The organism is Methanosarcina sp. 1.H.A.2.2 (assembly GCF_000979975.1).
GTDB lineage: Archaea > Halobacteriota > Methanosarcinia > Methanosarcinales > Methanosarcinaceae > Methanosarcina.
This window is the reverse complement of record NZ_JJQL01000079.1, coordinates 83,980-108,247: the sequence shown is the minus strand read 5'-3', so window position 1 is coordinate 108,247 and position 24,268 is coordinate 83,980. Positions and strand designations below refer to the sequence as shown.

Genomic DNA, 24,268 nt, shown 5'->3' with positions numbered 1-24,268 from the left:
AAGTTACTACGTTTGCGTTAATTCTATTACTAGTATCAGTGACTGCACTTCCAGCCCTCGGAAACGATGACGATGACGAAACGAACTTCATTATCCCAGACCATGGGTACACCGTAGACTATTACAGGAGTTACGGGGAACCGGTCATGCAGGTATCAATCACAGGAGACCCTGAGTTCAGCAGGGGAGAAACTGCCGATCTGAAGGTAAAAATCGCAAATCGTGGAGTTATAGATGGTTTTCAGAGGCTGAACGTAAACCAGAAAAGAATAAACGATTCCATGGAGGAAACGATTGCACTGGAAGAGATGAAAGAAGAAAAAGAATGTACGACAGCAAAAGACATCGAAGCCACTCTTCAATCGGAAACGAAATATGTTGAAATTGAGTCCACAACCAGTGTCCAGAGTGTGGAAGAACTTGAAACAGGACATACTTCAACCCTCAGCTATACGATAAAAATCGATGGCGATACACCTGCAGGGGATTATGAACTCCTCCTACCTGTAACCTATGAATATCAGGCAAACGTCCGAACTGTAACTGCAGATGTAATAAACCTGGGGCTTACAGATGTGGATTACACAAGAGAGTATAAAACGAAAACAGAAATTCTCAGAATACCTGTTTCCATAAAAAGTGAACCTAAATTTGAAGTAACCGATGTTTCCGGCAGCCTGGTGCAGGGAGAAAGTAAAGTTATTGAAGTTACCTATAAAAACACCAGAGAAAGCGTAGCAAAAGATTCCTTGGCCCGGATAATTGTCATGAGTCCCCTGAGCACTGAAAAATCTATAGTAAGGCTAGGAGATGTAGGACCCGGGGAGGAAAAGACTGCCAGATTCGAGATTTTGGCAGACCAGGAAGCCATTGTGAAAAACTATGGCATTAACAGCGAAATAAAATATGTTGATGAAGAGGGGGAAACTTCCTTTTCAGAAAACATGAAAGTGAATGTGCCCCTTGAAGCTACAGAGAAGAAATTCAGCACAACAGGCATAGCAATCGTACTGATTATCCTTATCGCCCTTTACCAGATCGGAAATGCACACCGGAAAAGAAACCAGAATAATGAGAACGCATCAGGTGATGAAAATGAATAAAAATGGATTTTTTATTGCTGTCACGACCCTTCTGATCCTTTGCTCTGCAGTCCTGCCAGCACAGGCATCTCTACCAGAAAATTTTGATATTAGTGAAAACTACTACACAGTATACGGAGGGCCTGACCTTAATGCAACACTCATTGGAGACAATGAGTATTCCAGAGGAGATACTGTAACCCTTAACATAGAAATGATGAACAAAGGCACTATATCCGGATTTAAGTCTGAAAATGAAGCAACTTTTGGAGATTATGTGGATTTGATGCTCCAGCAGTCAGAAATGCAGTATGAGGCACAGGCTACAACAGCAGTAGGCATCCTTGCAACCCTTAAATCCGATGATCCGAATATTAAGGTCAAATCGGGTTCCCAGCAAGCAGGCACTCTCAAGCAGGGGAAACAAAGCGCAAGTCCCACAAAGTTTGCGATAGAGATTAACAAAAATACTCCTGCAGGTACCTATCCCTTGACTCTTGAACTTTCATACCAGTACCAGAACAATGTTCAGGTTGGAGGAGATGAATTTGATAGCATTACAGGCCTTGTGACAAATAAGGAAGTAGGCATCTGGTACGAAAACAAGACTCAGACTCAGACTATAGAGATAGAAGTCAAAAAAGAACCTTATTTTGAAGCCACAAATGTAACAGGTGACCTTTACCCTGGCGAAAGCGGGATGCTTTACGTCGTATACAAAAACACCGGAGAAGAACCTGCAAAAGATGCGACTGTAAGAGTCAGTGCAGCTGACCCCTTCAGTACCACCGATGACCAGGCTTATCTAGGAACTTTGAACCCGGGAAAAAGCGCTGTTGCTGCGTTTGAAATGGATGTAGATGATACAGCAACTGCAAAGCCATATTCCCTCAATAGCGAGATTATGTATGAAGACGCCGACGGACATGACCAGATCTCAGATACCGTCAAGATCAACACAGAAGTCCTGCCTGCTAAACAGACGCTCCCAGGATATGAGCTGGGGACAGGTATTGCAATGGCTCTCGGAGCCTGTTTCATCATGTTAAGAAAAAAGAAACAGGACTAAAGTGAAGAAGAAGAAGAAGTGAAAGGGTCAAAAGAGAACGATACCTGAGAAATAACAATTAATCAGTTGCCATCCGGTTTGAGAGTTAACTCAAGCCGGAATAGAGCAATTGATTTTTGCAATCGGGAAAACATTTTTTCAACGATTAGTTCTCAAAAAATTTTTTTGAAATTTTAATCTGAGAGATATATAAAAAGACTCAAATCCCTGATAACTATGGATCCTTGAATTGAATAGGCCTTGAATTGAATAGGCCTTGAATTGAATAGGCCTTGAATTGAATAGGCCTTGAATTGAATAGGCCTTGAATTGAATAGGCCTTGAATTGAATAGACCTTGAATTGAATAGGCCTTTAGATGTAAATGATTTTAAGAGACTAATTTTCAGCCGGAGAGATTATTCATCAGAATCTGCTGAATCAGTTTTTATCTGCCCTTTTTCACTGACAGCTTTTGCGACCATTACCTCAGTGGATTTTATGACCGCATAAATCCTGTCTCCGGGCTTTATATCCAGCTTTTCCACTGCCTCTTCCGTAACTACAGAGGTAAGGACTGAAGGTTCCAGCTCAATGGTGATCTTGGAGACAAGCCCGCTTTTCTCGACTTCAAGTACCCTTCCGGGAAGCTTGTTTCGGGCTGAAAATTTGAAACCTACGTTTTCCCAGGAGGTTTCGTCTTCTACGGCTTCATTGATCAGTTTTTTGTTCAGATCGTATTCAACCAGCAGTTTTCTTCCCAGATCGGTCAGGAAGGTACCCTGGTCCTTTCCCCCGCGCACAGTAACTACCGCAGGTTCGCCGAGAGCTTCATTCATTTTTTTAAGCATCATCCAGGCGTGCTTGTACGAGATTCCGAGTTTCTGGCAGGCTTTCCGAAGAGATCGTTCTTCGTCAATTGTTTTCAACAACTCAGCTCTGCCAGCACCCATAACCGTTCTTCCATCTTCAGTAAACCAGAGCTTTGTTTTCGCTTTCACAGACATTCACCTTTTTAGCGGAGCACATGGACAGAACTTGCCTTGAACTGGGCATAGACCGGGACACCCGGAGAGAGATCCATCTCTTCTGCCGACTGCCGTGTTATGAGGGCGTTCAGGGGGACCCCGCAATCAACCTTCACCCGCACAAGAGCTCCAAGTATCCAGACTTCCGTAACCCTGCCCTGCAGAGAGTTTCTGATGCTGGATTGTGTGGAAGTTTTACTTAAAGCTATGTTTTCGGGCCTCAGGAAGGCATAGACCTGATCTCCTGCTTCCATATCTCCCGAGGCGTCGATTACTGCTCCCCCGGTCTCGATCCGTAAAAGCCCGCGGTCAGCAGAGATGACCCTGCCTTTCAGCACGTTTTCAAAACCTACAAAACTGGCTACCTGGCTATCGACCGGATTTTCGAAAATATCTTTAGGAGTACCGACCTGTATAAGCTTACCATCCATTACGACTGCAATCCTGTCAGCCATTATGCGGGCTTCTGTCTGGTCATGAGTAATATGAAGCACAGTCAGTTTATTCTTTTTATGGAGAACCGAAAGCATTTCCCTGGCATTTTCCTGCGTGCGGGGGTCAAGCGCACTAAGGGGCTCGTCCAGGAGGAGAATTTTCGGGTCAGTGACAAGGGCTCTTGCAAGGGCGACTCTCTGCTGTTCTCCTCCTGAAAGCGTTAGAGGGTTTCGGTCAAGAAGATGGGTGATTTTCAGATCTCGGGCAGTTTCCAGAACACGTTTCGGGTCTTTTATTCTTTTCATCCTCATCCCGAACTCGATATTCTTTTTCACGCTCATGTGAGGGAAAAGCGAATAATTCTGGTAAACAAAAGCAAGGTTGTGCTTTTCCGGAGGCAGGTGTGTTACATCTTTCCCATCAACCAGGACCCTTCCGGAATCAGGGACATGAAAACCTGCGATCAGTTCAAGAAGCAGGGTTTTTCCGGCCCCTGTGGGCCCAAGGATCACAAAATATTCCCCTGATTCAACTTTAAGGCTAAGCTCGTCCAGGGAAAAATTCTTCCATTTCCGGGAAAGGGATTCAATCTCTATCATATATACTCCAGCCTGCGGAAATGACTCTTATTACAAGAAATATCGAAAGCGTGACCAGTATAAGCAGTACGGCTATGGGTCTGGACGCCGAAAGCCCGTAAGAGAGAAAACGGTCATAGATAAGAGTGGGCCCTATCATAGGGTAGTAGGCGATAATCACGACTGCTCCAAACTCACTTATAGCCCTTGCCCAGGTCATGACTGCGCCTATTAAGAGATGCCTTGCTGAAAGCGGGAGGGTTACAAAGAAAAATGCTTTCCAGAGAGGAGCTCCCAGAGAACGGGCTGCATTTTCAAGTCTAGGGTCCACACTTTTGAAGCCTTCCCTTGCAGAATTTGCCAGATAAGGCAGGGACACGAAAAGCATTGCGACCACAATTCCCGGAAGAGCATCGCGGAACTGGATATAGGGTTCAAGGGGTCCGCCAATAAGCCCCCTTGACCCGAAAACCGTAAGAAGGGCAATTCCTGCAACCGTATGCGGAACTACAACAGGCACATCAATTATGCTCTCAACCAGCCTTTTTCCGGGAAAATCAAACCTTGCAAGAATGTAACCTGTCGGAGCTCCGAGAAAAAGAGCAAGGAGGGTTGCAAGAAAACCCGCATATAGAGAGAGGAAAATAGCGCCCATTACTGAACTGTTTCCTGCGGCTTTTACCAGGCCCGAAAAATCCCCCACCAATTGCCCGAAGATCATGTTTGCAAGAGTCAGGAAAATAAAAAGGAAAAGAACGAGCAAGATAAGGGAAAAGACGAAAGTCATAGGCTCAATTCGACGGATTTTTCGGGTTGTGGCTTTCATTCTTATACCCTTTTACTGCCGTTTTTGTTTTTAAGTAATTCCCTGCGTCCTTGAATTCTGAAGTTCACCTTATCAGAGGTGTTTGAAACAGGTTTCCGGACCAGGGAGAGTTCATCTTTATTCCACAAGAGCCTGCAATTCTTCAGGCATTTTATCTTTTCCTTCGGAAATGGCAGGGACAATCGGAGGCTGTCCGTTCTCTATGAAAATCTGCTGACCAGGCTCATCGAGGAGGAGTTTTACGAATTCAGTGGCAAGTTCCGGGTTTTTCGCATTTTTGGGAATTGTTACACCGTACACGATAGGAGATCCCGTAACTACTTCTCCGTTTGCCATTTCCACCTGGACTTTCGAGTAATTGTCAGCATATTCGATAGACCCCAGATCGATTTCAGGTGGGAGCTCCACGTATTCAAAGCCGTGCTGGACAGCAACACTCCTGTAGATATAGAAATAGTCGATTTCCCCGGTCTCAAGGGCAGAAGAAAGTTCAACTTCCATACTCCTGAGCATGATCTTGCTGGTGTCAGGAGAGAGGGCTTCGGATGCAGGGACGTGTACCAGAACTGTCCCGTTTTCCTCTGTTGTGGCAGTCATGCCAGTCTTATTCAGGATCAGGTCGTCATAGATCGTGCTGTTATCGTAATAGAACTCTGCGAGCTGTGTCACCATCTGAGTCCTGTAGCCGCATGGATCGTCGTTAGGGTTAGAAAAGCCGTAGGTTACCCCGGGACGCCTGAGGATCTCATACCAGTTGTTTGCATTGATCTCGTCGCTGTACATGCTTTCATTCGTGTAAGCGATTACGATCTGGTTTCTTGCAAAAGCCGCATACCAGTCCGCATATTCCGGCATCATCAAGGATGGGATCAGGACATAATCCGCAGATGCCAGAACATCAGCCTGCTTTCCAAGTTCGGTGATCTTTCTTACACTCTGAGCACTCCCTGCAGCTTCCCGCTGAACATCAACCCCCGGATGCTGGGCTTCGAACTCGGCTTCAAGCTCCTCAAAGGGCACACTCAGGCTTCCGGCATGGAAAATTGTCAGGACTTCCCCTGAACCTGAAGAAGGATTTCCAGAACCATTTTCCATTGTTCCGGCACTTTCGCCCTCTGCCTGGTTGTCAACGCATCCAAGGCCTCCAAATATAGTAATCAGGATTAAGAAAACCGCGATTACCTTGAAAACTTCGATTTTACCTTTCATGGTTATGTGGTCTTTAACATAACACATATAAACCTTTTGAGTAAAACTGCCACGTTTTCACATAAAGGGAGCCTGGATAAACAAAAAAGAAGGAGTAGAGGCTTAAAAAAGCGTTTTCCATGCGAAAAAACGGTCCATATAAAAAAAATGTAATTCAGAATTAAAATCAAGAATCAAAAATCAAGAATCAAAAATCAAGAATCAAAAATCAAGAATCGAAAAGAATGAAACCCAAGTTAACTTGTATTTATTTGAAAAAGGCAGCTCGTAAAACATCCAAGGAATAAATAAAATAGTAGAATTGAAGTAAAATTTACTTACCCATATTTAATAAGATGAGAATATATAAAAGCAAAGTACTCCTGAATGATTGTGATATTTTCAGGAAAAATTTCTATAAAATGGATAGTACTCATATACATTATTTGATCCTTTTAAAGGTGTCCTTATGGATGGTTATAATATATTCTTGACGTTGCTTGCGGTCTACATAGCCGGACTTGTGGCTATTGGCTGGTACTTTAATAAAAAACAGAAATCTGTTACTGACTTCTGGCTTGCGGGACGCCGGATTGGCCCCTCAGCCCTCGGATTTTCAGCTGCAGCATCATGGCTGACAGCCGGAGGACTTCTTGCGGTTATCGGGTTTTACATGCTGCAGGGAATGGGTTCTATATGGGCTTTTGTCGCCCCCAACATCCTCGCCCTTCTTATCATTGCAATACTTGTGGGGAAGATCAAGAACCTGCCTGCAATCACACAACCCGAACTTCTGGAACAGCGCTATGGCAGCGCAGTCCGATGGCCGATTGCCCTGATCATTACTGTAGTGATGATTCTTTTTGCGGTAGCAGATGTTACAGGGCTCTCCCTGGTGCTCCAGGTCTTCTACGGCCTTGATCCTCTTTATGCTGCAGCTATCGTTGCAATTGCAGTCTCCCTTTACGTAACCCTGGGCGGGCTTTCGGCGGTAGTCTGGACAGATGTTGTCCAGTTTGGTTTCCTTGCGATCTTCACAATAGCAATGGCTTTTGCCGCAGTAGGAGCAGTAGCTGATGGAGGCCTTAATACTCCTGCAATAAGCAGCTCAGAGCTTTTCGGAAACGTTCCGGCTACGTGGTGGAACCCCTTCTCAATTGGCATTCCCATGGTTCTTATCTTTGTGCTGGCAATCATCCCGGGCTGGATCACAGAACAGGACCCCTGGCAGAAGGTATGGGCTGCAAGGGATGCAAAATCAGCCCGTCTTGGGATGATCATAGGATCCCTTATGATCACTGTAGTTTTCGCGGCATGTGCTGTAATTGCAATAGCTCTCAACGCCATTTACCCTGAAATAGCAGGAATGGGTTTTCCTGCAGGAATGGCTCTTGCAGAACCTGCGCTTCTTGCCTTTGTCAGTGAACGTTTCGCCTCAGCCCCCCTGGTAATAGCCCTCAGCGCAATCGGGCTTGCAGCAGCTTCCATGTCATGTGCGGACACTTTTGCAACCTCGGGAGCATCCTGTATCTCAAGGGACATTTACCAGAGATACATAAAGCCTGATGCTACAATGAAGGAAATGCTGGTTGTAAACAGGATCAGTGTGCTCATTATTGTGCTTGCTGCAACTGCAGGCTCATTTGTAATCCCCAATATAATCGATGCAATTCATATTGCAACCTTTATTGCAAGCGCTTCCTACTTCTTCCCTCTCATGGGAGGCCTGTACTGGAAAAGAGCTACGAAAGAAGGAGCTTTTGCAGGGATGCTGGTAGGATTTGCAGTCCAGGTAACCCTTGTAGCCCTGGACTTAATAAGGACTCCTCCCATGGCACCTTATTACCTTGAAACAATCCATCCGGCCCTGATGAGCCACGGTGTTATTGTGGGAATGGGCCTGAGTGCCATTGCCTTCTTCGGGATCTCCCTTATGACAAAGCCCTCAAGCAGGGTTAATCTTGCGCCCTTTTTCGAAGAGGAAGCCGAAGAGCTTGCCCGCTACGAAACACGTGAGATCAATGAGGCAGACCCCTCATACAGTGCTTTCCTCAAAAACGTGGATGAGAACATTGCAGGGGAGCGCACCCACCTTCAGCTTAACCTCCGGGCTTCAGGAACTCTCACCTGGCACGAACTTGTGGAAAGGCTAAAAACCAGCTCACCGGCATGGGTTACTCCAACAGGGCTTGATTCCGTATACAGGCTGACCCATGGAGACATGCTTGCCTGCGTAGCTGTTACAAGGGGAAGCGGAGAGCGGGATATCTGGCTCAAAGCCGAACCAAAACTTGAAACCGTTGGAAGACAGAAAAAAGAGCTTTTTACAGCTTATGAAGAGCTTAAAAAAGTGCTTGGTCAGAAAGGAGTTAAACTGGACTTCTACTAAAAAAGGGTTATTAAGAAAGGCTGAGGTTCTTAACCGACCCCGGCCATTTATTTCTTTTTTGGAATTTAACCGCTTCAAGAATATAGAGCTTTTTCAACGATTTTTTTCCCAAGCTGAACATCTTCCAGGGAGAAGACTTCCAGGTTATAGACACCCCTGTAGTCGGAAAGCAGTTTGAGGACCGAAAAATCGACGCATCCCTCCCCTGGCACCATATGTTCGTCCCCATCATATTTTTCAGTCCACTGCCCACTGTTGTCATGCAAATGAAGGTGAATAATATGTTTCTGCAGGGTCCGGACAAACGTCCTGAGTTTTTCAGAGTCTCCCCCACAGGTGAGGTTCGCGTGCCCGATATCAAAAGTAGCCTTAAGATGGTCGGAGTTCACAATTTCAATGGTCCGAGAAAGTTCTTCTGCTTCACAGCAAAAGTTCGAGGGATCTGTCCCTTCCTTATTTTCAAGCCCCAGCATAACTCCATAGTCTTCAGCCAGAGAGGCAAGAAATTTGAGGTTATTGACCATTGAAGCAAAGGATTTTTCTCTCTCGGTCCCAACTCTGCCAGGGTGCAGCACAACTACATGAGACCCTATTTTGTTTGCAATTGACATGGACTCTTCAAGGAGAGTAAACTCTCTGTCCCCCATTTTTGCAGTATCCACCTGCAGGGCTGCAGGGTACTTAGGATCTGCTGCAGAATAGGGGGCGTGAACAGTGCCTGCAAAATAGTATGCTGACATTTCGTCAAGGATACGCTCAAGTTCTTTCTTTTCAAGTACCGAACCATTATAAATTCCCAGTTTAGGGACATATAATTCTATAGACCCCACATTTTCCTTTAGTTCCTGAAGGGAACCAGCAAAGGATGAAGCTCCGAAAATCACACATTTAGCAAGGAAACCAGATATAAAGTTCTTTTGCGGTGCTCGTAACAACCAGAAAACAGCAAAACTGTGTAAATTTATGACAGAACTTGTGCCCTGACGGAAAAAAAGATGAGATTTGCATGTAACCCGGGGCAGAAGGCTTTAAATTGCTATAAAGATGGAAATATAGCCAACATATTTATATATAATAAATTGTTACCAGCCCTTCTTATTAAAAGAATTAATAAATAGTTTCTAACTAAATAGATAGTTGTGTCCTGAAGAATATATTTTTACTGAGAAGAAGGACAATAGAAAATAATTAAAAGTTATAAAACGGAAAAATGTCCTTTTTGTCCCTGAAAAAAATAAAGGATATTGGTGAGATTTACATTTTATAAAAGTTAGTAATATAAAAACCACGTTGTGATAACCCATTATTATAAAAATAGATAATATATTATTAAAAATAAATAAAAAAATTCATTCGTAACAATCGGAATCTTTATATGATACTGGAGAAAGTAAAATTTATTTTTTTATATATATATGGGATTTTGTTTATTTTAACCGGTCCAATACATCTTATAAAATTGATTGTATAATATATAATCATATAATAATATTTTAAAAGCGTCCTTAATTCGAAAGGTTTATGAATGATCCTCTCTAATCCAAAATTTAATGCTCGTCATCATCATTTTTATTTGCAATGAGATGGCAGACGTTTTTAAAAAAATGTATAACGTTTTTGAATCCAGCTTATTAACATGTTAATAACATAAAGGAGGAAAATGAATGGAACCACTCATAGGCATGGGAGTGCTGGCACTTATTGGCGTAGCTGCAACCATTGCAGGTGCCTCAGAGGACCTCGAATCCGATGTCGGATCCCAGAGTAATCCCAACTCACAGGTCCAGTTAGCCCCCCAAATGATGTTTCCGCACAGAATATATAATAAAGCGGTATCGGGGGAACCACCCTCAAACGCGTTAATGTGCTCGGTAGGTGCAGCCGTAGCTACAGTATTAATAAGTGAATTTACTTTATCTCCACTCTTTGCACTGGTAATCGGTTCCCTTGTTGCAGCATGCGTCCACGGCACCTTTGCCGTCACCTCTGTAATGGGCCGTTCAGCCAGCCAGAGGCGCTTCAAGCAGCCAATTTATCTGGATATGATAAGAAGTCACACCCCGGTAATCATGGGATACGCATTCATAACAACTTTCTGTATCCTTATTGTGTCTTATATGATGACCGTCGTGCTTGGACATCCATTCCCGCTAACCATGCTTGCCTTTATCTGGGGTATTACAGTAGGTGCAATTGGTTCATCTACAGGTGACGTCCACTACGGGGCAGAGCGTGAATTCCAGCAGTTCGAGTTCGGTTCCGGGCTCAATGCTTCAAACTCGGGAAACATTGTCAGATATGGAGAATCCGGGGTCAGAAACGGGTACGATAACTCCTGGTTCTGTGCCAAGTTCGGAGGTCCTGTCACAGGCATTGCTTTTGGTATGACTGTATTCCTTGGTAGCTGGGTTACCACTATTTTTGATCCTGCTAAAGGCCTCACACAGGGTTGGTTCTCTGTTATCGCAGGTGTCGCCATTGTTCTTATCTTAATTATCTGGAACTGGAAGATTGAAGTCGAAGCTCGCAAGGCATTTGGGCCTTACAAAGAAGACAAAACCGAGGAGGCTTCAGCATGATTGACGCCCTTATGGCTAATATCATTTGGATGGCATTCATTGTAATTGGTGGCGTCCTGATTTCCTGGAGTGTCCACTTCGTGCCTGTGGGTGGTGCACCTGCAGCTATGGCTCAGGCAACCGGTATCGGTACTGGTACCGTGCAACTGGCAGCCGGAGCAGGTCTGACAGGACTTGTCAGTGCCGGGTTCATGATGAACGTGACAAAGGATCTTCCCTTAATTCTTGCCTCGGGTGCAGTAGGGGCAATGATCATGATTGCTGTAACCATGATCGTCGGAACCTGGGTCTACGTCTACGGTGTGGGCTGTGTGCCTTCCTCAGCAAAGGTAAAAGTCGACCCTATTACAAAATACAGACAGGACCTGTATGTCTCCCAGGGTACTGAGGGGCACGGACTTCCAACAGTCTCATTTGTCAGTGGTGTAATTGGCGGCTGCCTTGGTGGAATCGGCGGAGCCCTCATATATTATTCTCTTATAGAAGTGGGTATTACTGCAGGTCTCAGCGCAGGCGCAAGCTCTTCGGTTACAGGGAATGAACTTGTAGGAATTGCTGCAATGTTCGCAATAGGCATCTTCTTCGTGAACGCTGTGATTCCCTCCTATAACATCGGAGGTACAATCGAAGGTTTCCACGACCCCAAGTGGAAGAAGTGGCCAAAGGCGGTAATATCTTCCTTTATAGCAACGATATTCTGTGCCATTGTGGCAGTAATCGCAATTTCACAGCTCGGAGGTATCTAAAAATGTCTGCAGGTGGAGCAGGAGGAGGAGCCAAAGGCGGGTATCCTCAACAAACAATAATGGCTATTGGTGCAGTCGGCGGTCTCGCAGGGATTTACCTGGGCCACTTCATGCCTCCAGCATTTTCCTTCTTCGGAGGCCTTGGAGCAATCTGCGCCATTGTATGGGGTGCTGATGCGGTTCGCCGTGTTGCAAGCTACGGTCTTGGTACCGGGGTTCCATCCATTGGTATGATCGCCCTTGGTATGGGAATTGTCGCTGCCCTGTTCGGGCTTTCCGTAGGAAGCATTGCAGGACCCATAGTGTCCTTTATTGCAGCCGCAGTTATAGGTGCCATTATCGGTGTCCTTGCAAACAAGGTAATCGGAATGGGTATCCCCATTATGGAACAAGCCATGGTGGAAATTGCAGGTGCAGGAACCCTGGCAATTATAGGATTAAGCGTTGTCATTGCAGGGTCCTTTGATTACGCGGCTGTCGTTCAAAACGTGGTCGCCAATGGATACATTGCACTGATCTTTATCATAGGCGGTATGGGAATCCTTCACCCCTTCAATGCTAACCTTGGTCCTGATGAGAAACAGGACAGAACTCTGATGTTAGCTGTTGAAAAGGCAGCCATCGCAGTAGTTATTGCAGGTTTTGCATCTTCACTCCATGAAGGACTGATGGCAGCCGGATTAAACATCTTTGTAGGCCTTGTTATCTGGGCTTTTGCCTTTATGAAGTACTATGAGCTTGTCAAGAGAGATGCACACGCGGTTGTTGGAACCGGGCTGCTGCCCAGTGCGGAGGAATTGCAATGAGCATGATTCGCATAGCTCCCGAAGTACACCTGGTCATGGACCCTGACACTGCAGTTGTAGCAGAAGAAAGGGCAGACTCGGTTCTCTATTCCATGGAACCTGTCTTTGAGAGAATGGACAAACTGGACTTAATTGCAGAAGATCTGTTAAACTCACTTTCGCCCAGCAAACCGCTCATGAACTCATGGCCCGGCCGTGAAAACACCTCCTATATGGCAGGAATTTATGGGAACTCTTTCTACGGAGTCGTTTTAGGTCTTGCCTTCAGCGGGCTGCTTGCCCTGATCATATTCATACAGAGACTGATCGAGGGAGGTATGTAAAATGGTAAATAAAAGAGAACCCGCGCCAGGATGGCCCATTCTGAAAGGGGAATATGAAGTCGGCGATGTAAAGGGCTGTGTTGCAGTCATTACCTGTGCGTCACACCTCCCAGGAAAACCTATTCTCGATGCCGGAGCAGCAATTACGGGGTCCTGTAAAACCGAAAACCTGGGTATAGAGAAGGTCGTTGCCGACATAATTGCAAACCCCAATATCAGGTTCCTGGTTGTAACCGGAGCTGAAGTCAAAGGGCACGTCACAGGACAGGCAATGCTCGCTGTCCATGCAAATGGTGTAAAAGACCACAGAATTGTAGGTGCTGTAGGTGCTATCCCGTATGTAGAGAACCTGAACGAGGAGGTAATTGCCCGCTTCCAGCAGCAGATCCAGACCGTAAACCTGCTGGACACAGAAGACATGGGTGCAATCACAGCCAAGGTAAGGGAACTTGCATCAAAGGACCCTGGTGCCTTTGATGCAGAACCAATGGTCGTGGTAATCAGCGACGAGGGAGAAGAAGAAGAAGAGGCAGGAGTAGTCAGGCCGGTCTCCGGTGAGATTGCAGTCATCCGCAGCAGGCTGAAAGGCATTGAAGCCCGGATGCTTGACATCGGAAACTTGAACAAGTTCCACTCAGGGATTCATGCAGGAAAGATTGAAGGTGCCATGATCGGGTTGACAGTAACCATATCCCTGCTTGGGTTATTACTGCTCGGGAGGTAATGAGGATGGCAGAAGAATACGGAAAAGGAGTGCCAATGGTGCTCAACCCTCAGATGGGCGCAATTGATGCTACTGTTGAGAGCATTCGGTACAGAGCACAGCTGATTGCGAGGAACCAGAAGCTGGATTCCGGGGTAATGTCCACCGGAATAATTGGCTTTGCAGCAGGCTTCCTCTTTTCACTGCTGATGGTAATCATACTCCCGTTAATGGCCGGTCTCTAAGCTTGAGAGGTGAAACTATGGAAGGAAAAGCACCAGCAGCGTATGTAGATCCAGCTGAGTTTAACGAAGTAATGAAAAGGCTCGAAAAGATCGATGAAAAGGTTGAGTTTGTCAACAGTGAAGTTGCACAGAGAATCGGAAAGAAGGTCGGAAGAGACATTGGAATTCTGTACGGCGCAGTGGTAGGACTGCTCCTCTTCCTGATCTATGTCTCGGTATCATCAATGTTCACAATATAATGAGGGATCAAAATGTTCAAGTTTGACAAGAAACAGGAAGTTTTCGAAGTAGGTGGAGTTAAGTTCGGCGGACAGCCGGGTGAATACCCAACCGTGTTAGTCAGTACCATGTTCTATGCAAGACACAAGATCGTGACCGATGAGGACAAAGGTCTCTTTGACAGAGCCGCTGCAGAAACTCTGTGGAACACCCAGGTGTCAATGAGCGACGCCACCGGAAACCCCTACGTAAACCAGATCGTGGGTGAAACCCCCGAAGCAATCAAGAATTACATCGACTGGTTCGTTGGGATCGACGACAGGACCCCCTTCCTGATCGACTCCTCAGCCGGAGAAGTGCGTGCATTCGCAGCAAAGTACTGTACTGAAATCGGAGTTGCAAACAGGGCAATCCATAACTCCATCAATGCAAGTATTGAACAGTCAGAAATGGACGTACTCGCAGAGAGCGATGTGGAAGCCGCAATTGTCCTGGCTTTCAATGCAACCGACCCAACCGTAAAAGGAAAGCTTGACATCCTTGAAGTCGGTGGTTCCGGGCAGACTAAAGGTATGCTCCAGGTCGCTAAGGAATGTGGAATCAAGATTCCCCTTATCGACGTTGCTGCAATGCCCCTTGGCGCAGGTTCTGGCGCAACAATCCGCTCAGTGCCAACAATCAAAGGAAAGCTCGGCCTTCCTGTAGGCGGCGGATACCACAACATGGCCTCAGCCTGGGACTGGCTCCGGAAATTCAAGAAAACCCAGCCTGACCCAAAAGCAATCTACATGCCTACAGACATTGGTACCAACCTGGTAGCCCAGATTGCAGGTTCTGACTTCCTGCTCTACGGTCCTATCGAAAACGTCAACCAGATTTTCCCGGCTGTAGCCATGGTAGACATCATGCTTGGCGAAACCGCAAAGGAACTTGGCGTTGAGATTGCCGACCTGGCTAACCACCCGGTCACCAAACTGACGTAAGTTCAAAATATATTAAAGGGATCGCAAGATCCAGAAGCAAAGAGGCGTTTTCTCTTTGCTTTTTCTTTTTTTGTTTTACCGTGGATTCAGTAATTTATTTCAAAGTTTTCTCATCATTCCCAGTCCATAGTAGAGGTAACTGTGAGGCCATACCAGCCCCTGAAGGTACACCAGTCCTAAAGGTACCTTTCTCGTGGAATTATTTCTCCTTCAAGTAGTAAAGAAAAATTATGAGAGAAAAATTATGAGAGAAAAAGAAACTTAAACAGAGAAAAAACAGAGAAAAAACAACAGAGAAAAAGTTAAACCTGAAAGAATTTCTTGTATTCTCAGATTATTTATTATAAGGAAAGTACCTGACAGACGAGGAAGTATTAAAGAGCCTGCCAGATACGATGAATCCACTCCCAACTCGCTTTTGTTGGGGAACAAATATGCCCTGTAGAAGATCAGATTATTAAGGATATGTAAAGTCCTGACGGGATGTTTATACAGAACCCCCACCCAATCAGAAGGTATACAAATCCATTTCCAGACTCACCATTTGTCAGAGAGTTAACCAGTGTCTTTCGAAACTGGAGAGGACAACAAAGACCATACAAACTGTGAGCATATAGGAAATAAGTAACCTGATTCTCAAGGCTATTCGAGCCCCCATTCACATTCTAATTTATTTAATTTACATGTCGTACACTGTTTTACATATATATATAAAGAATTGTGAACTGATATTATCTGTTTTAGATACGGTGTCACTTCCCCACTTTAGTACATGGGAGGAAAGTTCTACCTGATGCGGGCCATACAGTAATGAACCGAAAATAATGAAGCAGATGGATTTGTCAGAAGTTCCAAACAGGGAATATTATGTGTAACTGCAGATTGACTAACCTTCCTGAAGAATAATATAAATTTACAAAAATTATCAAAAAATGGCACTAAACAGAAAGATTTAATATTCGGTAGCACTTACCATTATATAAACTACTGATAAAGATTTTTAGATTTTAAAATAATATATTATATATGATAAAACAAATTTTCTAAGCTTTGAGCCGGAAGAGATAAAAAGCCATTCGTATCAGGGGCACAGACTATGGATCGTAGCATAAAGGACCGGAAAGCCAGACCATCTTGGGTGAAAATATGCTGATCAGAAAAAATATATCCCTTGATGATAAATACCTTAAAAAGTTGCAGCCCCTTCTAGACGCCAATGACGGGAATCTTAGCGCCGCAGTCAGGGACACAATTGAAATTGCAGATACAGCACTTATGTATCATAAAAGCATTGATGAAGCAATTATATTTTTAAAAGAAACCCCCGCAAAAGAAGAACTGAACGACACAATCAAGAACGGGGAAAATATCATTATAAATAAAACAATGCTCGAATGGCTTTTCAGGAATACAAAAGGAAGGCTTACGGATGAAGAGCTGGTTAATGAGCTAATCAATCCTTTTGAAATTAGTGATATGAGAGAACTAGAGGACTACCTTAACAAGGTTTCCAGAAACTACCAGTGGACAATCAGAACATCAATCAAGTGTGAGGATATCCACAACCCTGAGTCTGCCCTTATACTCATTTCCAATGCCACCATAAACAGCAGAGAGTTTTTTGCCCAGCTTATAGCCCATTTTCTGGCCAGATGGAAACAGCTTGATGTGGAACACATTTTCAGACGGGCAAATTCAACCCAGATCTCATTCAAAAAGAACCTCTCAGTGTCTCTTAATGAGACCATGCCAGGGATCCGAAAACACTTTGGTTGCCTTGATATAGTCTGCAGAGAACTTGACGATAATACAGAGTTCTGGACCCAGTTAATGAATACATACAATGTTGAAAGATACAACCTTGTGACTTTGCACCGAACCCAGTTCGAAACTTTTGCAGCCGGTGATGTCCCGAACCCGACAAAGATACTGGAACGCCTGTGCAAACAATCAATAAGCGAAATGTCTCTTCCAGATTTACTGGTTTACTTCAGGAAGATGTACCTGACAACCCAGCTGGTAAAGAATATAGAAATCTGTCTTGAACCAGAAAAAGAATCAGTAACCATCTATCATGATTTCAAAAATGAAAACGTTATCCACAACCTTGCAGAATATTTTTCAAATATATTCAGAGAAAACGGTACACCTTTTGTAACTTCTTCATATTCAAGTATGATCGTGTTCAGGTTTTATAAAGAACACCAATCTGCAGACAGCTCCGACTTATATGGAATAGAAGAATTCAGAGAACCTGATTTCTGTTCAAAAGACTAAAACTCCTGAGAAAGACGGGCTGCTCAAAGAATCTGGAAAAAATAAAAAAGAAGGTTAAATTTCTGCCAGTTTAACCTTTTGCGACCCCAAGTGGGATTACTCTTGCAACCTTGCGGGCAATACCAAGTTCATGCACGACATTTACTACCTCACTGCTGGACTTGTACACGCCAGGAGCTTCTTCCGCAATTACTGAAGGGTGAGTTGCCCTTACAGTGATTCCGTGGGCTTCAAGGTTCTCTTTTATGCTCTGACCATGGAACTCTTTCTTTGCATGAGCCCTGCTCATAATCCTCCCGGCTCCGTGACAGGCACTGCCGAAAGAAACGTCCATAGCCTCTTTTGCACCGCAGAGTATGAAAGAAGGTGTCCCCATGCTTCCGGGAATTAAAACCGGCTGTCCCACGTCCCTGTATGCGGCTGGAACTTCCGGGTGTCCTGAGGGAAATGCTCTTGTTGCCCCTTTTCTGTGCACGTAAACCTCTTTTTTCCTGCCGTCAATAGTATGTTCTTCCAGTTTTGCTACATTATGGGCAACGTCATACAGGAGGCTCATTCCCAGGTCATCGGCATCCCTGCCAAATACCTTTTCAAAAGACTCGCGTGTCCAGTGAGTGATCATCTGCCTGTTTGCCCAGGCATAGTTTGCAGCGCAGAGCATAGCTTTGAAATAGTTCTGTGCTTCCCTTGACTGAGCCGGAGCACAGGCAAGCTGCTTGTCCGGAATTTCAATCCCGTACTTTTTCACAGCCTGAGAGAGTTCTTTTAGATGGTCCGTGCAGACCTGATGCCCTGCGCCTCTTGACCCGCAGTGGATCATTACCGTAACCTGGCCTTCTTCAAGTCCGAAGGCGGAAGCCACTTCTTTGTCATAAATCTCGTCCACATACTGGACTTCAAGAAAGTGGTTGCCGCTCCCGAGAGTTCCTATCTGAGGTTTTCCGCGGGTCCTTGCCTTTGCGCTCACATGAGAAATATCTGCTCCTTCCAGGTAGCCATTCCCCTCACAGTGTTCCACATCCGCTTCCACACCATACCCGGCTTCTACTGCCCACTTTGCACCCTCAAGAAACGCACTGTCAAGTTCCCGGTCAGAAGCCCTGAACCGGCTTTTGGATCCGACACCTGAAGGTATATTATTAAAAAGCTCATCAGTCAGCCTTTTTATTTCAGGAACTACATCTTCCTTTTGAAGGTTTGTGCGGATTAGCCGTACCCCGCAATTGATATCAAAACCCACTCCACCGGGGCTGATAACTCCTTCCTCTGCATCAAAAGCGGCAACGCCTCCTATAGCAAAACCGTAGCCGAGGTGGGCATCAGGCATTGCCATGGAATATTTCTGAATGCCAGGAAGAGTTGCAACGTTTGCAATCTGGTCGATAGTACCGGGCTCAATGCTTCCAAGTAAATTTTCAGATACAAACAGGCGCCCTGGAACCCTCATATTAGGAATGTGCCCTCTTGGGATTTCCCAGCTATTATCGGAAAGCTTCCGGACCATGCTATTTATGTCTCGGTGTACATTTTCCGTACCCAATTCCTCAGTACCGATATCTTCACTCTCTACCATAATTGATACTCCCTGCTCCTTTACGTGTTATGAATATAATTCTGATATTAATATAACCCTGATATTAATATAATCCCGATATGAATATAATCCTGAAATTACCCATTTACCTTACGTTTCCTTGATGATCTACAAATTACTCCGGAAACACAAATAAGATACACTGTTTCAGACTGCATTAAAGACCAGGAATTTTACAAAATGCCTGGAACGAGTATAGCTCGATAATAACAAGCCGCAAGAACCTGATTGAATTAATTAGTTAATATAGCGAGTTAACTTAAATTTGGCTGTTTAAACTCACTTAACCGGTTAAGTGGGATAGGTAAATTTAGCATATAAAAATTCACCCCAGATTTATAGTGCAGAATAGGATAATAATTCACGTACATGAAGATATGTATGGCGTGAAATAATAGAAATAAACAAGAGGCATACATGAGAGTCATGCATAGCAGCCATACATTCCAGCCATACATAAAGAAATCAAAAAGCAGCTATACATTCCAGCCATACGTAAAGAAATCAAAAACTACTGCTCCTTAAATATCAACAACAACCTGAGCCTTCCAGCCGGCGGCAGTCTTCTCGAGTTCCAGCTGATTATAAGTGACAGCCTTAATTTCAGTTTCAAAGGGATGGCTTCCAGGATAGTATTTTTCACCTGATGCCAGGGCTTTTATTGAGTACTCGCCTTCTTCTTCCCTGATTTCCTCTACCCGGAACTTCCAGAAAACAATCTCATCGACCTCAAAAAGATATAAAAGCTCAGAAAGCCAGTCCACAAGCAGAGATTCCAGATCAGGGGACTTAAGGGAAACATCTCTAGCCGTCTCTCCTGAAACCTTCCCCGTGTCAATTATAACATTGAACATAGCAAGAGCTGAGTTTTCAAATACCTCTTCCAGAGTATTTCCATAGGCAAGGAACTTTACATCTGCAGTGTGTTCCAGATACTCATACTTTTTTCCTTGAGACGACATAGTCCAGTATTGGGTTTTGTCTTACATTAACCTATCCGCCTCAGGAGCCTGTTTTCAGGCATCAAAAAGATTTAAAAACGATTTCGCCGGCTGAACCCTGAAACCAGCTAAAATCAAAAAACGCTGAAAGGTATCAGTCCAGCCTATTCCAGATATAAATAATCCGCTGGACTGCAGTAATGTGGCTGGTCACAGCAATCAGGATAACAGCCCAGCCAAGGATGGTAAAACCTACAATCGAAGCAGGATAAAACGAATTGGCGAAGGCGGCAAGGATTATGACCACAAGACGGTCAGCCCTGCCCATGATCCCTCCGTAATATCTTCCGAGATTGAGTGCCTGGGCCTGAGTCCCGAGATAACTCGTAAGAAGCACGCCCACGATTGCCGCAACCCCTATCTGCCAGGACACATAACCTGCAAAAAAAATGCTGCAGATAATAAACACGTCCGAATAGCGGTCGATTACGTGGTCGAGGAAATCACCCCTCGGTGTTGCCCTGTTGGATTTGCGTGCAATTACCCCATCCAGGGCATCGAAAAGTGAGTTAAACACTACCAGGATGCCTGCTAATAGGGTGAGTTCGTTATATACAGGAGAATAATAAAAACTGAGCCCCGCAAAGAAAGCACAGATCAGGGAAACTATGGAAATCGTATCAGGTGAGACCTCATATTTTATGAAAAAATCTGCCAGCGGGTCAATAACTCTCGAGGCAACGGGTCTCAGGGCATTAAATGTCATGGTACTTGGGATCTTCCTTTTAGTTGTATATCCGTTATAGAAGACAGGCCTGAAAGAATAGCAGCTTATCCTGCGTCTTATGCCGATTTGAATCTACTTATTTATATTATTTCCTTGTTTACCTGCCTTTTGATATTTATACTTAAGGCTGTATGTTTGATTATCAGTGCACTCCATAGATAATACTTACTTAACTCACTTTTTACTGTTTATTTTCACTTTTTTACAGCTGCAAGCTCATACAGATACTTTATTCTGCAGGAGTGCTCAAGCTGCGTTGTCACAATATACGCCTCTCCGGAAGTCCTTCCGATGGCAAAAGTCCCATGGCTGAAGACCACAGCCCCCCTGTGCCCTGAAAGAGCATCTGCCAGGTTTTCGGCAAGTTCCGGGCTCCCGATCCCGCCGCTTACCACAGGGATATTCCCAAGGAAGTACTGCCCTTCACTATCCACAGGAACGATCACCTCTCCGGGGCTGGCAAGCAGGGACTCCACCACTGCATAAGGACAGTGGGCGTGGATTATTGCAAGGGCAGAGGTTTTCCTGTAGATTTCCCTATGCACTACAGTCTCGGAAGATGCAATTATATCCAGGGATGAAGTATCCTGAATATCGACCTCAACAACATTATCGCCGGTGATCTCATCAAGGGCAGTTCCGCTCCGGGTAATAAGCATCTTATCCCCGGCTCTGACACTGATATTCCCAAAATTTGATTCCACAAGCCCGTGTTCTACCAGCTTGCGCCCGTATTTTGCCATTTCCTGCCACATCTTATGTGAGATATAGAGAAAGAATGCCATAAGGTTTATGCGCCGCAACATTCTGAAAACAACAAAAACAGGGAAAAGGCAGACAGTTAAAACATTGCGACAAACTCCCGAAAGGGAGATTCTGCCATAAAGTTTATCTGTGAGTATTGTATTTAGATAAGTTTGCTGTCAGCTTCATTGCGCCTCGTTGGCTCAGCCCGGTAGAGCGAGTGACTTGTAATCACTAGGTCGCGTGTTCGAATCACGCACGAGGCTTTATAAAAAAAGTGTTTAAAGTCCACTTTCAGGAATAGTGAGAGTGTGGACATAACAATTTAGAAATTAAGTCTTCAGGAAAAGTTAAAATCTTTAAATTACGCCTCTATTTTTGATGTAAATAAGGAATTAATTTTGAATTTTGTGGATCACTGTTTTACTGAGAGACTGAGCCAACCCCGTATTTTAAAAAAGATCTCAGCTCTGAAAGTTCTCGCTCTGAATATTGCTTGATATTGATAAAGTTGAAAAAGAGATCTTTTTATTTGGCATGAAAGTAATGTGATTTGAAAAGTACTTTCATTTCTTTGTGCCTGTTATTTGAAGAATTTCATGTTTGTTTTCATTTCGGAGTTAGAGCGGTCAAACAGATCAGATGTTTTGAAACTGATCGAATATGTTGAGCATAAGAGATAAAACAATAATAGCCCTTTTTGCTCCTTTTTTCATGATTTCCGGAATAAAGAATCAATATCGGCAAACACATAAAAATTAGATAACTAAAAGATTTTAATAAACAAAAGTTATTATTAAATAAATGATTTTATTAAAGGAGGAATTATGATGAATGAGATAAAAATCGGGGATAAAATTCAGGATTTCAGGTTAAGAGACCATAAGGAGAAAGAAGTGCATCTCTATGAATTAAAAGACAGGAAGGTACTCTTATCATTCCATCCTCTTGCCTGGACAAACGTCTGTGCAGAACAGATAAGATCCCTGGAGAACAACCAGGAATTGTTCACCAGACTGAACACAGTGGCGTTTGGTATAAGCGTAGACCCCATACCATCAAAGAGAGCCTGGGCCATGGAACTGGGGATTAAACACATCAGACTTCTTTCGGATTTCTGGCCACATGGTGAGGTTGCCAAAAAATATGGCATATTCAGAGAAAAAGAAGGAGTCTCTGACAGGGCGAACATAATTATTGATGAGGAACGTAGAGTGATATTCTTCAAAAGATATCTGGTTCATGAACTTCCCGATATGGATGAAATAGCAAAAGTCCTGGAAAGATCTGACCTTCCACAGATGTCTCTGTAATTTAGAGATTTTTCTGAGCACCAATAATTTGTCAATCAAAGTTATGCTGGCGCACCCCACAGCAAGGTGCGGATATTCGACTGAAATTAAGCAATCTTAATTTTATTTTTAGGGCCTTCTTGTCGACTAATTCATCATTTTTGGCCATTGATATTCACAAGAGAAGAATAATGTCATTTTTTGAAGAGATCTGCAGAAACTGGGAAAGAAGAGGTCAATGTGGATAAGAAAGAGGAGAAACAGAAGGAAAAGATGAGTCATCCTGCTCAATTGCCAAGCAGCGCATCAATCCCATTATACAACCCTTTCAGTGCAATGCTGAGCCTGCGGACTTCCACCTTCCATACATTTTTGCTGACCTGGACATCACCTCCGGCTTTGACAGCTGCCACCCAGATGTATTTCCGGGTTATTTTTTCATTGTTAGAAGGGGAATGAAAAACATTACCCGTTTTCTGGTTACTATATTTTTCATTAATAAGAAATTCATAGATCTCCTGAACTCTTTCGAGCAATGTTTGTTCACTTTCGGAACCTGAAGCTCCAAAAAGGACAAGATTCCAGAGGCGGAACTGCACCTCATGACGTTCAGATGACAGTTTTTTAGAGTTGGAGATCTCAAGCATCTTTCTGAACTCAAGATAGATATCCGTATTTCCGAAACCTGAAGGCAGGATATTTCCAAGCGAGATCATAAGATGAATGCACTCATGAAAAAGGATTCTGGCTATAAGGAATTCTACTCTCTCCTGCAAGTTCCAGAATTTGTTTACAAGAGCCTCGTCCCAGAGCTGGTAAGGGTTAACAAGGATTATGGACCTGTAAATAATCTTTTTTTCTTTCCTGGAAACCAGACGTTTGGGATAAAGAACCATCCCCTGCATTTTTCCAAAAAACTGAACCCTGACCGCCAGGTCCCAGCAGCATTCCCATTCCCCGGAATTTACACACTTTACCCGGTAGTATTTTCCATCAAAATTAACCTTCCCGAGCAGCCGGTACATATCCTTACTGTGTACCTTTATCAACGACTTAACCCTGGATTCTCGATAGATTCCAAGGTCAAGGTAAGGAACGTTCGGGACAGAAGCATAAGAGAAATAAGGTGCATATGGATTAAGATCTTGAAATCCCTTAGACAATGAGCCTGAATAATCTTGCCAATTGCCGCCTTTGCCCTCAACTGGCGGAACCTTTCGTTTCATGAAATATCCCCCTTTGACATATCCCATAAGATATTATTATTAAGGATATATAAAAAATGATCAACAGGCAGGAAAGTCAACTACCCGCCACTGAAGTGACGGGAATCCTGCTTATTTCATCTTGAAACAAAGGTTTACCCTTCCTGAGAAAAGGCAGATATCTTATTCTTTTTCAGTTATTTTCAGTTATTTTCACTTATTTATACGTATTTTCACGCATTTTCACTTAT

23 protein-coding genes and 1 tRNA gene are annotated in these 24,268 nt (G+C 44.1%); 14 read left to right on the top strand and 10 right to left on the bottom strand.

Translation table 11 applies throughout. The features are described 5' to 3' along the window. Window positions 1–38: 38 nt before the first annotated feature. Window positions 39–1,103 carry a COG1361 S-layer family protein gene (locus EO93_RS12340; protein WP_235284247.1) on the top strand — a complete coding sequence of 355 codons (1,065 nt, stop codon included), beginning with the start codon at window positions 39–41 and terminating at the stop codon, window positions 1,101–1,103. Beyond that, complete coding sequence (locus EO93_RS12335; RefSeq protein ID WP_048131334.1) at window positions 1,096–2,151, top strand: COG1361 S-layer family protein; 1,056 nt, start codon at window positions 1,096–1,098, stop codon at window positions 2,149–2,151. Before EO93_RS12340 ends, EO93_RS12335 begins: the two co-directional genes overlap by 8 nt. A 397-nt stretch (window positions 2,152–2,548) precedes the next feature. Here EO93_RS12335 and EO93_RS12330 read toward each other — a convergent pair whose 3' ends face one another. The 4 genes from EO93_RS12330 to wtpA all read right to left on the bottom strand — a co-directional run bounded on the left by EO93_RS12330 (window position 2,549) and on the right by wtpA (window position 6,205). Continuing rightward, on the bottom strand, window positions 2,549–3,130 hold the full coding sequence (locus tag EO93_RS12330; protein WP_048162889.1) for a TOBE domain-containing protein: 582 nt from the start codon (window positions 3,128–3,130) through the stop codon (window positions 2,549–2,551). A gap of 14 nt (window positions 3,131–3,144) precedes the next feature. Next, window positions 3,145–4,191 (bottom strand): ATP-binding cassette domain-containing protein, encoded by a 1,047-nt coding sequence (locus EO93_RS12325; protein WP_048162745.1) that lies wholly within the window; start codon window positions 4,189–4,191, stop codon window positions 3,145–3,147. Next, window positions 4,178–4,996, bottom strand: a complete 819-nt coding sequence (locus EO93_RS12320) for an ABC transporter permease (protein WP_082098482.1) — start codon at window positions 4,994–4,996, stop codon at window positions 4,178–4,180. Before EO93_RS12320 ends, EO93_RS12325 begins: the two co-directional genes overlap by 14 nt. A gap of 117 nt (window positions 4,997–5,113) precedes the next feature. After that, window positions 5,114–6,205, bottom strand: a complete 1,092-nt coding sequence (gene wtpA, locus EO93_RS12315) for a tungstate ABC transporter substrate-binding protein WtpA (protein WP_048131336.1) — start codon at window positions 6,203–6,205, stop codon at window positions 5,114–5,116. 448 nt (window positions 6,206–6,653) lie between these two features. Here wtpA and EO93_RS12310 point away from each other — a divergent pair, with 448 nt between their 5' ends. Next, window positions 6,654–8,573, top strand: coding sequence for a sodium:solute symporter (locus tag EO93_RS12310; RefSeq protein WP_048131337.1), 1,920 nt, complete (start codon window positions 6,654–6,656; stop codon window positions 8,571–8,573). A gap of 74 nt (window positions 8,574–8,647) precedes the next feature. Here EO93_RS12310 and EO93_RS12305 read toward each other — a convergent pair whose 3' ends face one another. Next, entirely contained in the window at window positions 8,648–9,457 is an 810-nt protein-coding gene (locus EO93_RS12305) for a sugar phosphate isomerase/epimerase family protein (RefSeq protein WP_048162744.1), read from the bottom strand. A 780-nt stretch (window positions 9,458–10,237) separates the two neighbouring features. On the opposite strand from EO93_RS12305, the gene mtrE reads away from it, so the two are divergent. The 9 genes from mtrE to EO93_RS12260 all read left to right on the top strand — a co-directional run bounded on the left by mtrE (window position 10,238) and on the right by EO93_RS12260 (window position 17,454). Beyond that, entirely contained in the window at window positions 10,238–11,152 is a 915-nt protein-coding gene (mtrE, locus tag EO93_RS12300) for a tetrahydromethanopterin S-methyltransferase subunit E (protein WP_048162743.1), read from the top strand. Then, entirely contained in the window at window positions 11,149–11,898 is a 750-nt protein-coding gene (mtrD, locus tag EO93_RS12295; RefSeq protein ID WP_048131340.1) for a tetrahydromethanopterin S-methyltransferase subunit D, read from the top strand. Before mtrE ends, mtrD begins: the two co-directional genes overlap by 4 nt. A 2-nt stretch (window positions 11,899–11,900) precedes the next feature. Next, window positions 11,901–12,704: a tetrahydromethanopterin S-methyltransferase subunit MtrC gene (gene mtrC, locus EO93_RS12290; protein ID WP_048162742.1), complete on the top strand. Its 804-nt coding sequence runs from the start codon at window positions 11,901–11,903 to the stop codon at window positions 12,702–12,704. Beyond that, window positions 12,701–13,027: a tetrahydromethanopterin S-methyltransferase subunit B gene (locus tag EO93_RS12285; RefSeq protein WP_048131342.1), complete on the top strand. Its 327-nt coding sequence runs from the start codon at window positions 12,701–12,703 to the stop codon at window positions 13,025–13,027. The genes mtrC and EO93_RS12285 overlap by 4 nt, the downstream gene beginning before the upstream one ends. A gap of 1 nt (window position 13,028) precedes the next feature. Beyond that, the gene (gene mtrA / locus EO93_RS12280; protein ID WP_048162740.1) at window positions 13,029–13,751 is read left to right on the top strand and encodes a tetrahydromethanopterin S-methyltransferase subunit A; all 723 of its coding nucleotides are present in this window, start codon (window positions 13,029–13,031) and stop codon (window positions 13,749–13,751) included. Beyond that, a complete protein-coding gene (gene mtrF, locus EO93_RS12275; protein ID WP_011020329.1) occupies window positions 13,751–13,975 on the top strand; it encodes a tetrahydromethanopterin S-methyltransferase subunit F in 225 nt (74 codons plus the stop codon). The genes mtrA and mtrF overlap by 1 nt, the downstream gene beginning before the upstream one ends. Before the next feature lie 17 nt (window positions 13,976–13,992). Further along, window positions 13,993–14,214, top strand: a complete 222-nt coding sequence (gene mtrG, locus EO93_RS12270) for a tetrahydromethanopterin S-methyltransferase subunit MtrG (RefSeq protein ID WP_048162739.1) — start codon at window positions 13,993–13,995, stop codon at window positions 14,212–14,214. A 12-nt stretch (window positions 14,215–14,226) separates the two neighbouring features. Next, a complete protein-coding gene (gene mtrH / locus EO93_RS12265; RefSeq protein ID WP_048162738.1) occupies window positions 14,227–15,177 on the top strand; it encodes a tetrahydromethanopterin S-methyltransferase subunit H in 951 nt (316 codons plus the stop codon). Between the two features lie 1,146 nt (window positions 15,178–16,323). After that, entirely contained in the window at window positions 16,324–17,454 is a 1,131-nt protein-coding gene (locus tag EO93_RS12260) for a hypothetical protein (RefSeq protein WP_048162887.1), read from the top strand. 70 nt (window positions 17,455–17,524) lie between these two features. Here the strand turns inward: EO93_RS12260 and EO93_RS12255 are convergent, their stop codons facing one another. The 4 genes from EO93_RS12255 to EO93_RS12240 all read right to left on the bottom strand — a co-directional run bounded on the left by EO93_RS12255 (window position 17,525) and on the right by EO93_RS12240 (window position 21,531). Beyond that, the gene (locus EO93_RS12255; protein ID WP_048139967.1) at window positions 17,525–19,027 is read right to left on the bottom strand and encodes an RtcB family protein; all 1,503 of its coding nucleotides are present in this window, start codon (window positions 19,025–19,027) and stop codon (window positions 17,525–17,527) included. A gap of 542 nt (window positions 19,028–19,569) precedes the next feature. Continuing rightward, entirely contained in the window at window positions 19,570–20,010 is a 441-nt protein-coding gene (locus EO93_RS12250; RefSeq protein ID WP_048131347.1) for an archease, read from the bottom strand. Window positions 20,011–20,143: 133 nt separating this feature from the next. Beyond that, window positions 20,144–20,755 (bottom strand): CDP-alcohol phosphatidyltransferase family protein, encoded by a 612-nt coding sequence (locus EO93_RS12245; RefSeq protein ID WP_048131348.1) that lies wholly within the window; start codon window positions 20,753–20,755, stop codon window positions 20,144–20,146. 215 nt (window positions 20,756–20,970) lie between these two features. After that, entirely contained in the window at window positions 20,971–21,531 is a 561-nt protein-coding gene (locus EO93_RS12240; RefSeq protein ID WP_200898115.1) for an aldolase, read from the bottom strand. Between the two features lie 181 nt (window positions 21,532–21,712). Here EO93_RS12240 and EO93_RS12235 point away from each other — a divergent pair. Further along, a tRNA-Thr gene (locus EO93_RS12235) sits at window positions 21,713–21,786 on the top strand. Window positions 21,787–22,350: 564 nt separating this feature from the next. Beyond that, window positions 22,351–22,833, top strand: coding sequence for a peroxiredoxin (locus EO93_RS12230; RefSeq protein WP_235284245.1), 483 nt, complete (start codon window positions 22,351–22,353; stop codon window positions 22,831–22,833). A 266-nt stretch (window positions 22,834–23,099) separates the two neighbouring features. On the opposite strand, the gene EO93_RS12225 is transcribed toward EO93_RS12230, so the two are convergent. Continuing rightward, entirely contained in the window at window positions 23,100–24,038 is a 939-nt protein-coding gene (locus tag EO93_RS12225; RefSeq protein ID WP_048131351.1) for a hypothetical protein, read from the bottom strand. Window positions 24,039–24,268 lie beyond the last annotated feature (230 nt).

What these genes read in the sequence shown, in the direction of transcription:
- EO93_RS12335 (WP_048131334.1), top strand. Translation starts at nt 1,096, where the DNA reads ATGAATAAAAATGGATTTTTTATTGCTGTCACGACCCTTCTGATCCTT.
- EO93_RS12325 (WP_048162745.1), bottom strand. Translation starts at nt 4,191, where the DNA reads ATGATAGAGATTGAATCCCTTTCCCGGAAATGGAAGAATTTTTCCCTG.
- EO93_RS12320 (WP_082098482.1), bottom strand. Translation starts at nt 4,996, where the DNA reads ATGAAAGCCACAACCCGAAAAATCCGTCGAATTGAGCCTATGACTTTC.
- wtpA (WP_048131336.1), bottom strand. Translation starts at nt 6,205, where the DNA reads ATGAAAGGTAAAATCGAAGTTTTCAAGGTAATCGCGGTTTTCTTAATC.
- EO93_RS12310 (WP_048131337.1), top strand. Translation starts at nt 6,654, where the DNA reads ATGGATGGTTATAATATATTCTTGACGTTGCTTGCGGTCTACATAGCC.
- mtrE (WP_048162743.1), top strand. Translation starts at nt 10,238, where the DNA reads ATGGAACCACTCATAGGCATGGGAGTGCTGGCACTTATTGGCGTAGCT.
- mtrD (WP_048131340.1), top strand. Translation starts at nt 11,149, where the DNA reads ATGATTGACGCCCTTATGGCTAATATCATTTGGATGGCATTCATTGTA.
- mtrC (WP_048162742.1), top strand. Translation starts at nt 11,901, where the DNA reads ATGTCTGCAGGTGGAGCAGGAGGAGGAGCCAAAGGCGGGTATCCTCAA.
- EO93_RS12285 (WP_048131342.1), top strand. Translation starts at nt 12,701, where the DNA reads ATGAGCATGATTCGCATAGCTCCCGAAGTACACCTGGTCATGGACCCT.
- mtrA (WP_048162740.1), top strand. Translation starts at nt 13,029, where the DNA reads ATGGTAAATAAAAGAGAACCCGCGCCAGGATGGCCCATTCTGAAAGGG.
- mtrF (WP_011020329.1), top strand. Translation starts at nt 13,751, where the DNA reads ATGAGGATGGCAGAAGAATACGGAAAAGGAGTGCCAATGGTGCTCAAC.
- mtrG (WP_048162739.1), top strand. Translation starts at nt 13,993, where the DNA reads ATGGAAGGAAAAGCACCAGCAGCGTATGTAGATCCAGCTGAGTTTAAC.
- mtrH (WP_048162738.1), top strand. Translation starts at nt 14,227, where the DNA reads ATGTTCAAGTTTGACAAGAAACAGGAAGTTTTCGAAGTAGGTGGAGTT.
- EO93_RS12260 (WP_048162887.1), top strand. Translation starts at nt 16,324, where the DNA reads ATGCTGATCAGAAAAAATATATCCCTTGATGATAAATACCTTAAAAAG.
- EO93_RS12255 (WP_048139967.1), bottom strand. Translation starts at nt 19,027, where the DNA reads ATGGTAGAGAGTGAAGATATCGGTACTGAGGAATTGGGTACGGAAAAT.
- EO93_RS12250 (WP_048131347.1), bottom strand. Translation starts at nt 20,010, where the DNA reads ATGTCGTCTCAAGGAAAAAAGTATGAGTATCTGGAACACACTGCAGAT.
- EO93_RS12245 (WP_048131348.1), bottom strand. Translation starts at nt 20,755, where the DNA reads ATGACATTTAATGCCCTGAGACCCGTTGCCTCGAGAGTTATTGACCCG.
- EO93_RS12240 (WP_200898115.1), bottom strand. Translation starts at nt 21,531, where the DNA reads ATGTGGCAGGAAATGGCAAAATACGGGCGCAAGCTGGTAGAACACGGG.
- EO93_RS12230 (WP_235284245.1), top strand. Translation starts at nt 22,351, where the DNA reads ATGAATGAGATAAAAATCGGGGATAAAATTCAGGATTTCAGGTTAAGA.
- EO93_RS12225 (WP_048131351.1), bottom strand. Translation starts at nt 24,038, where the DNA reads ATGAAACGAAAGGTTCCGCCAGTTGAGGGCAAAGGCGGCAATTGGCAA.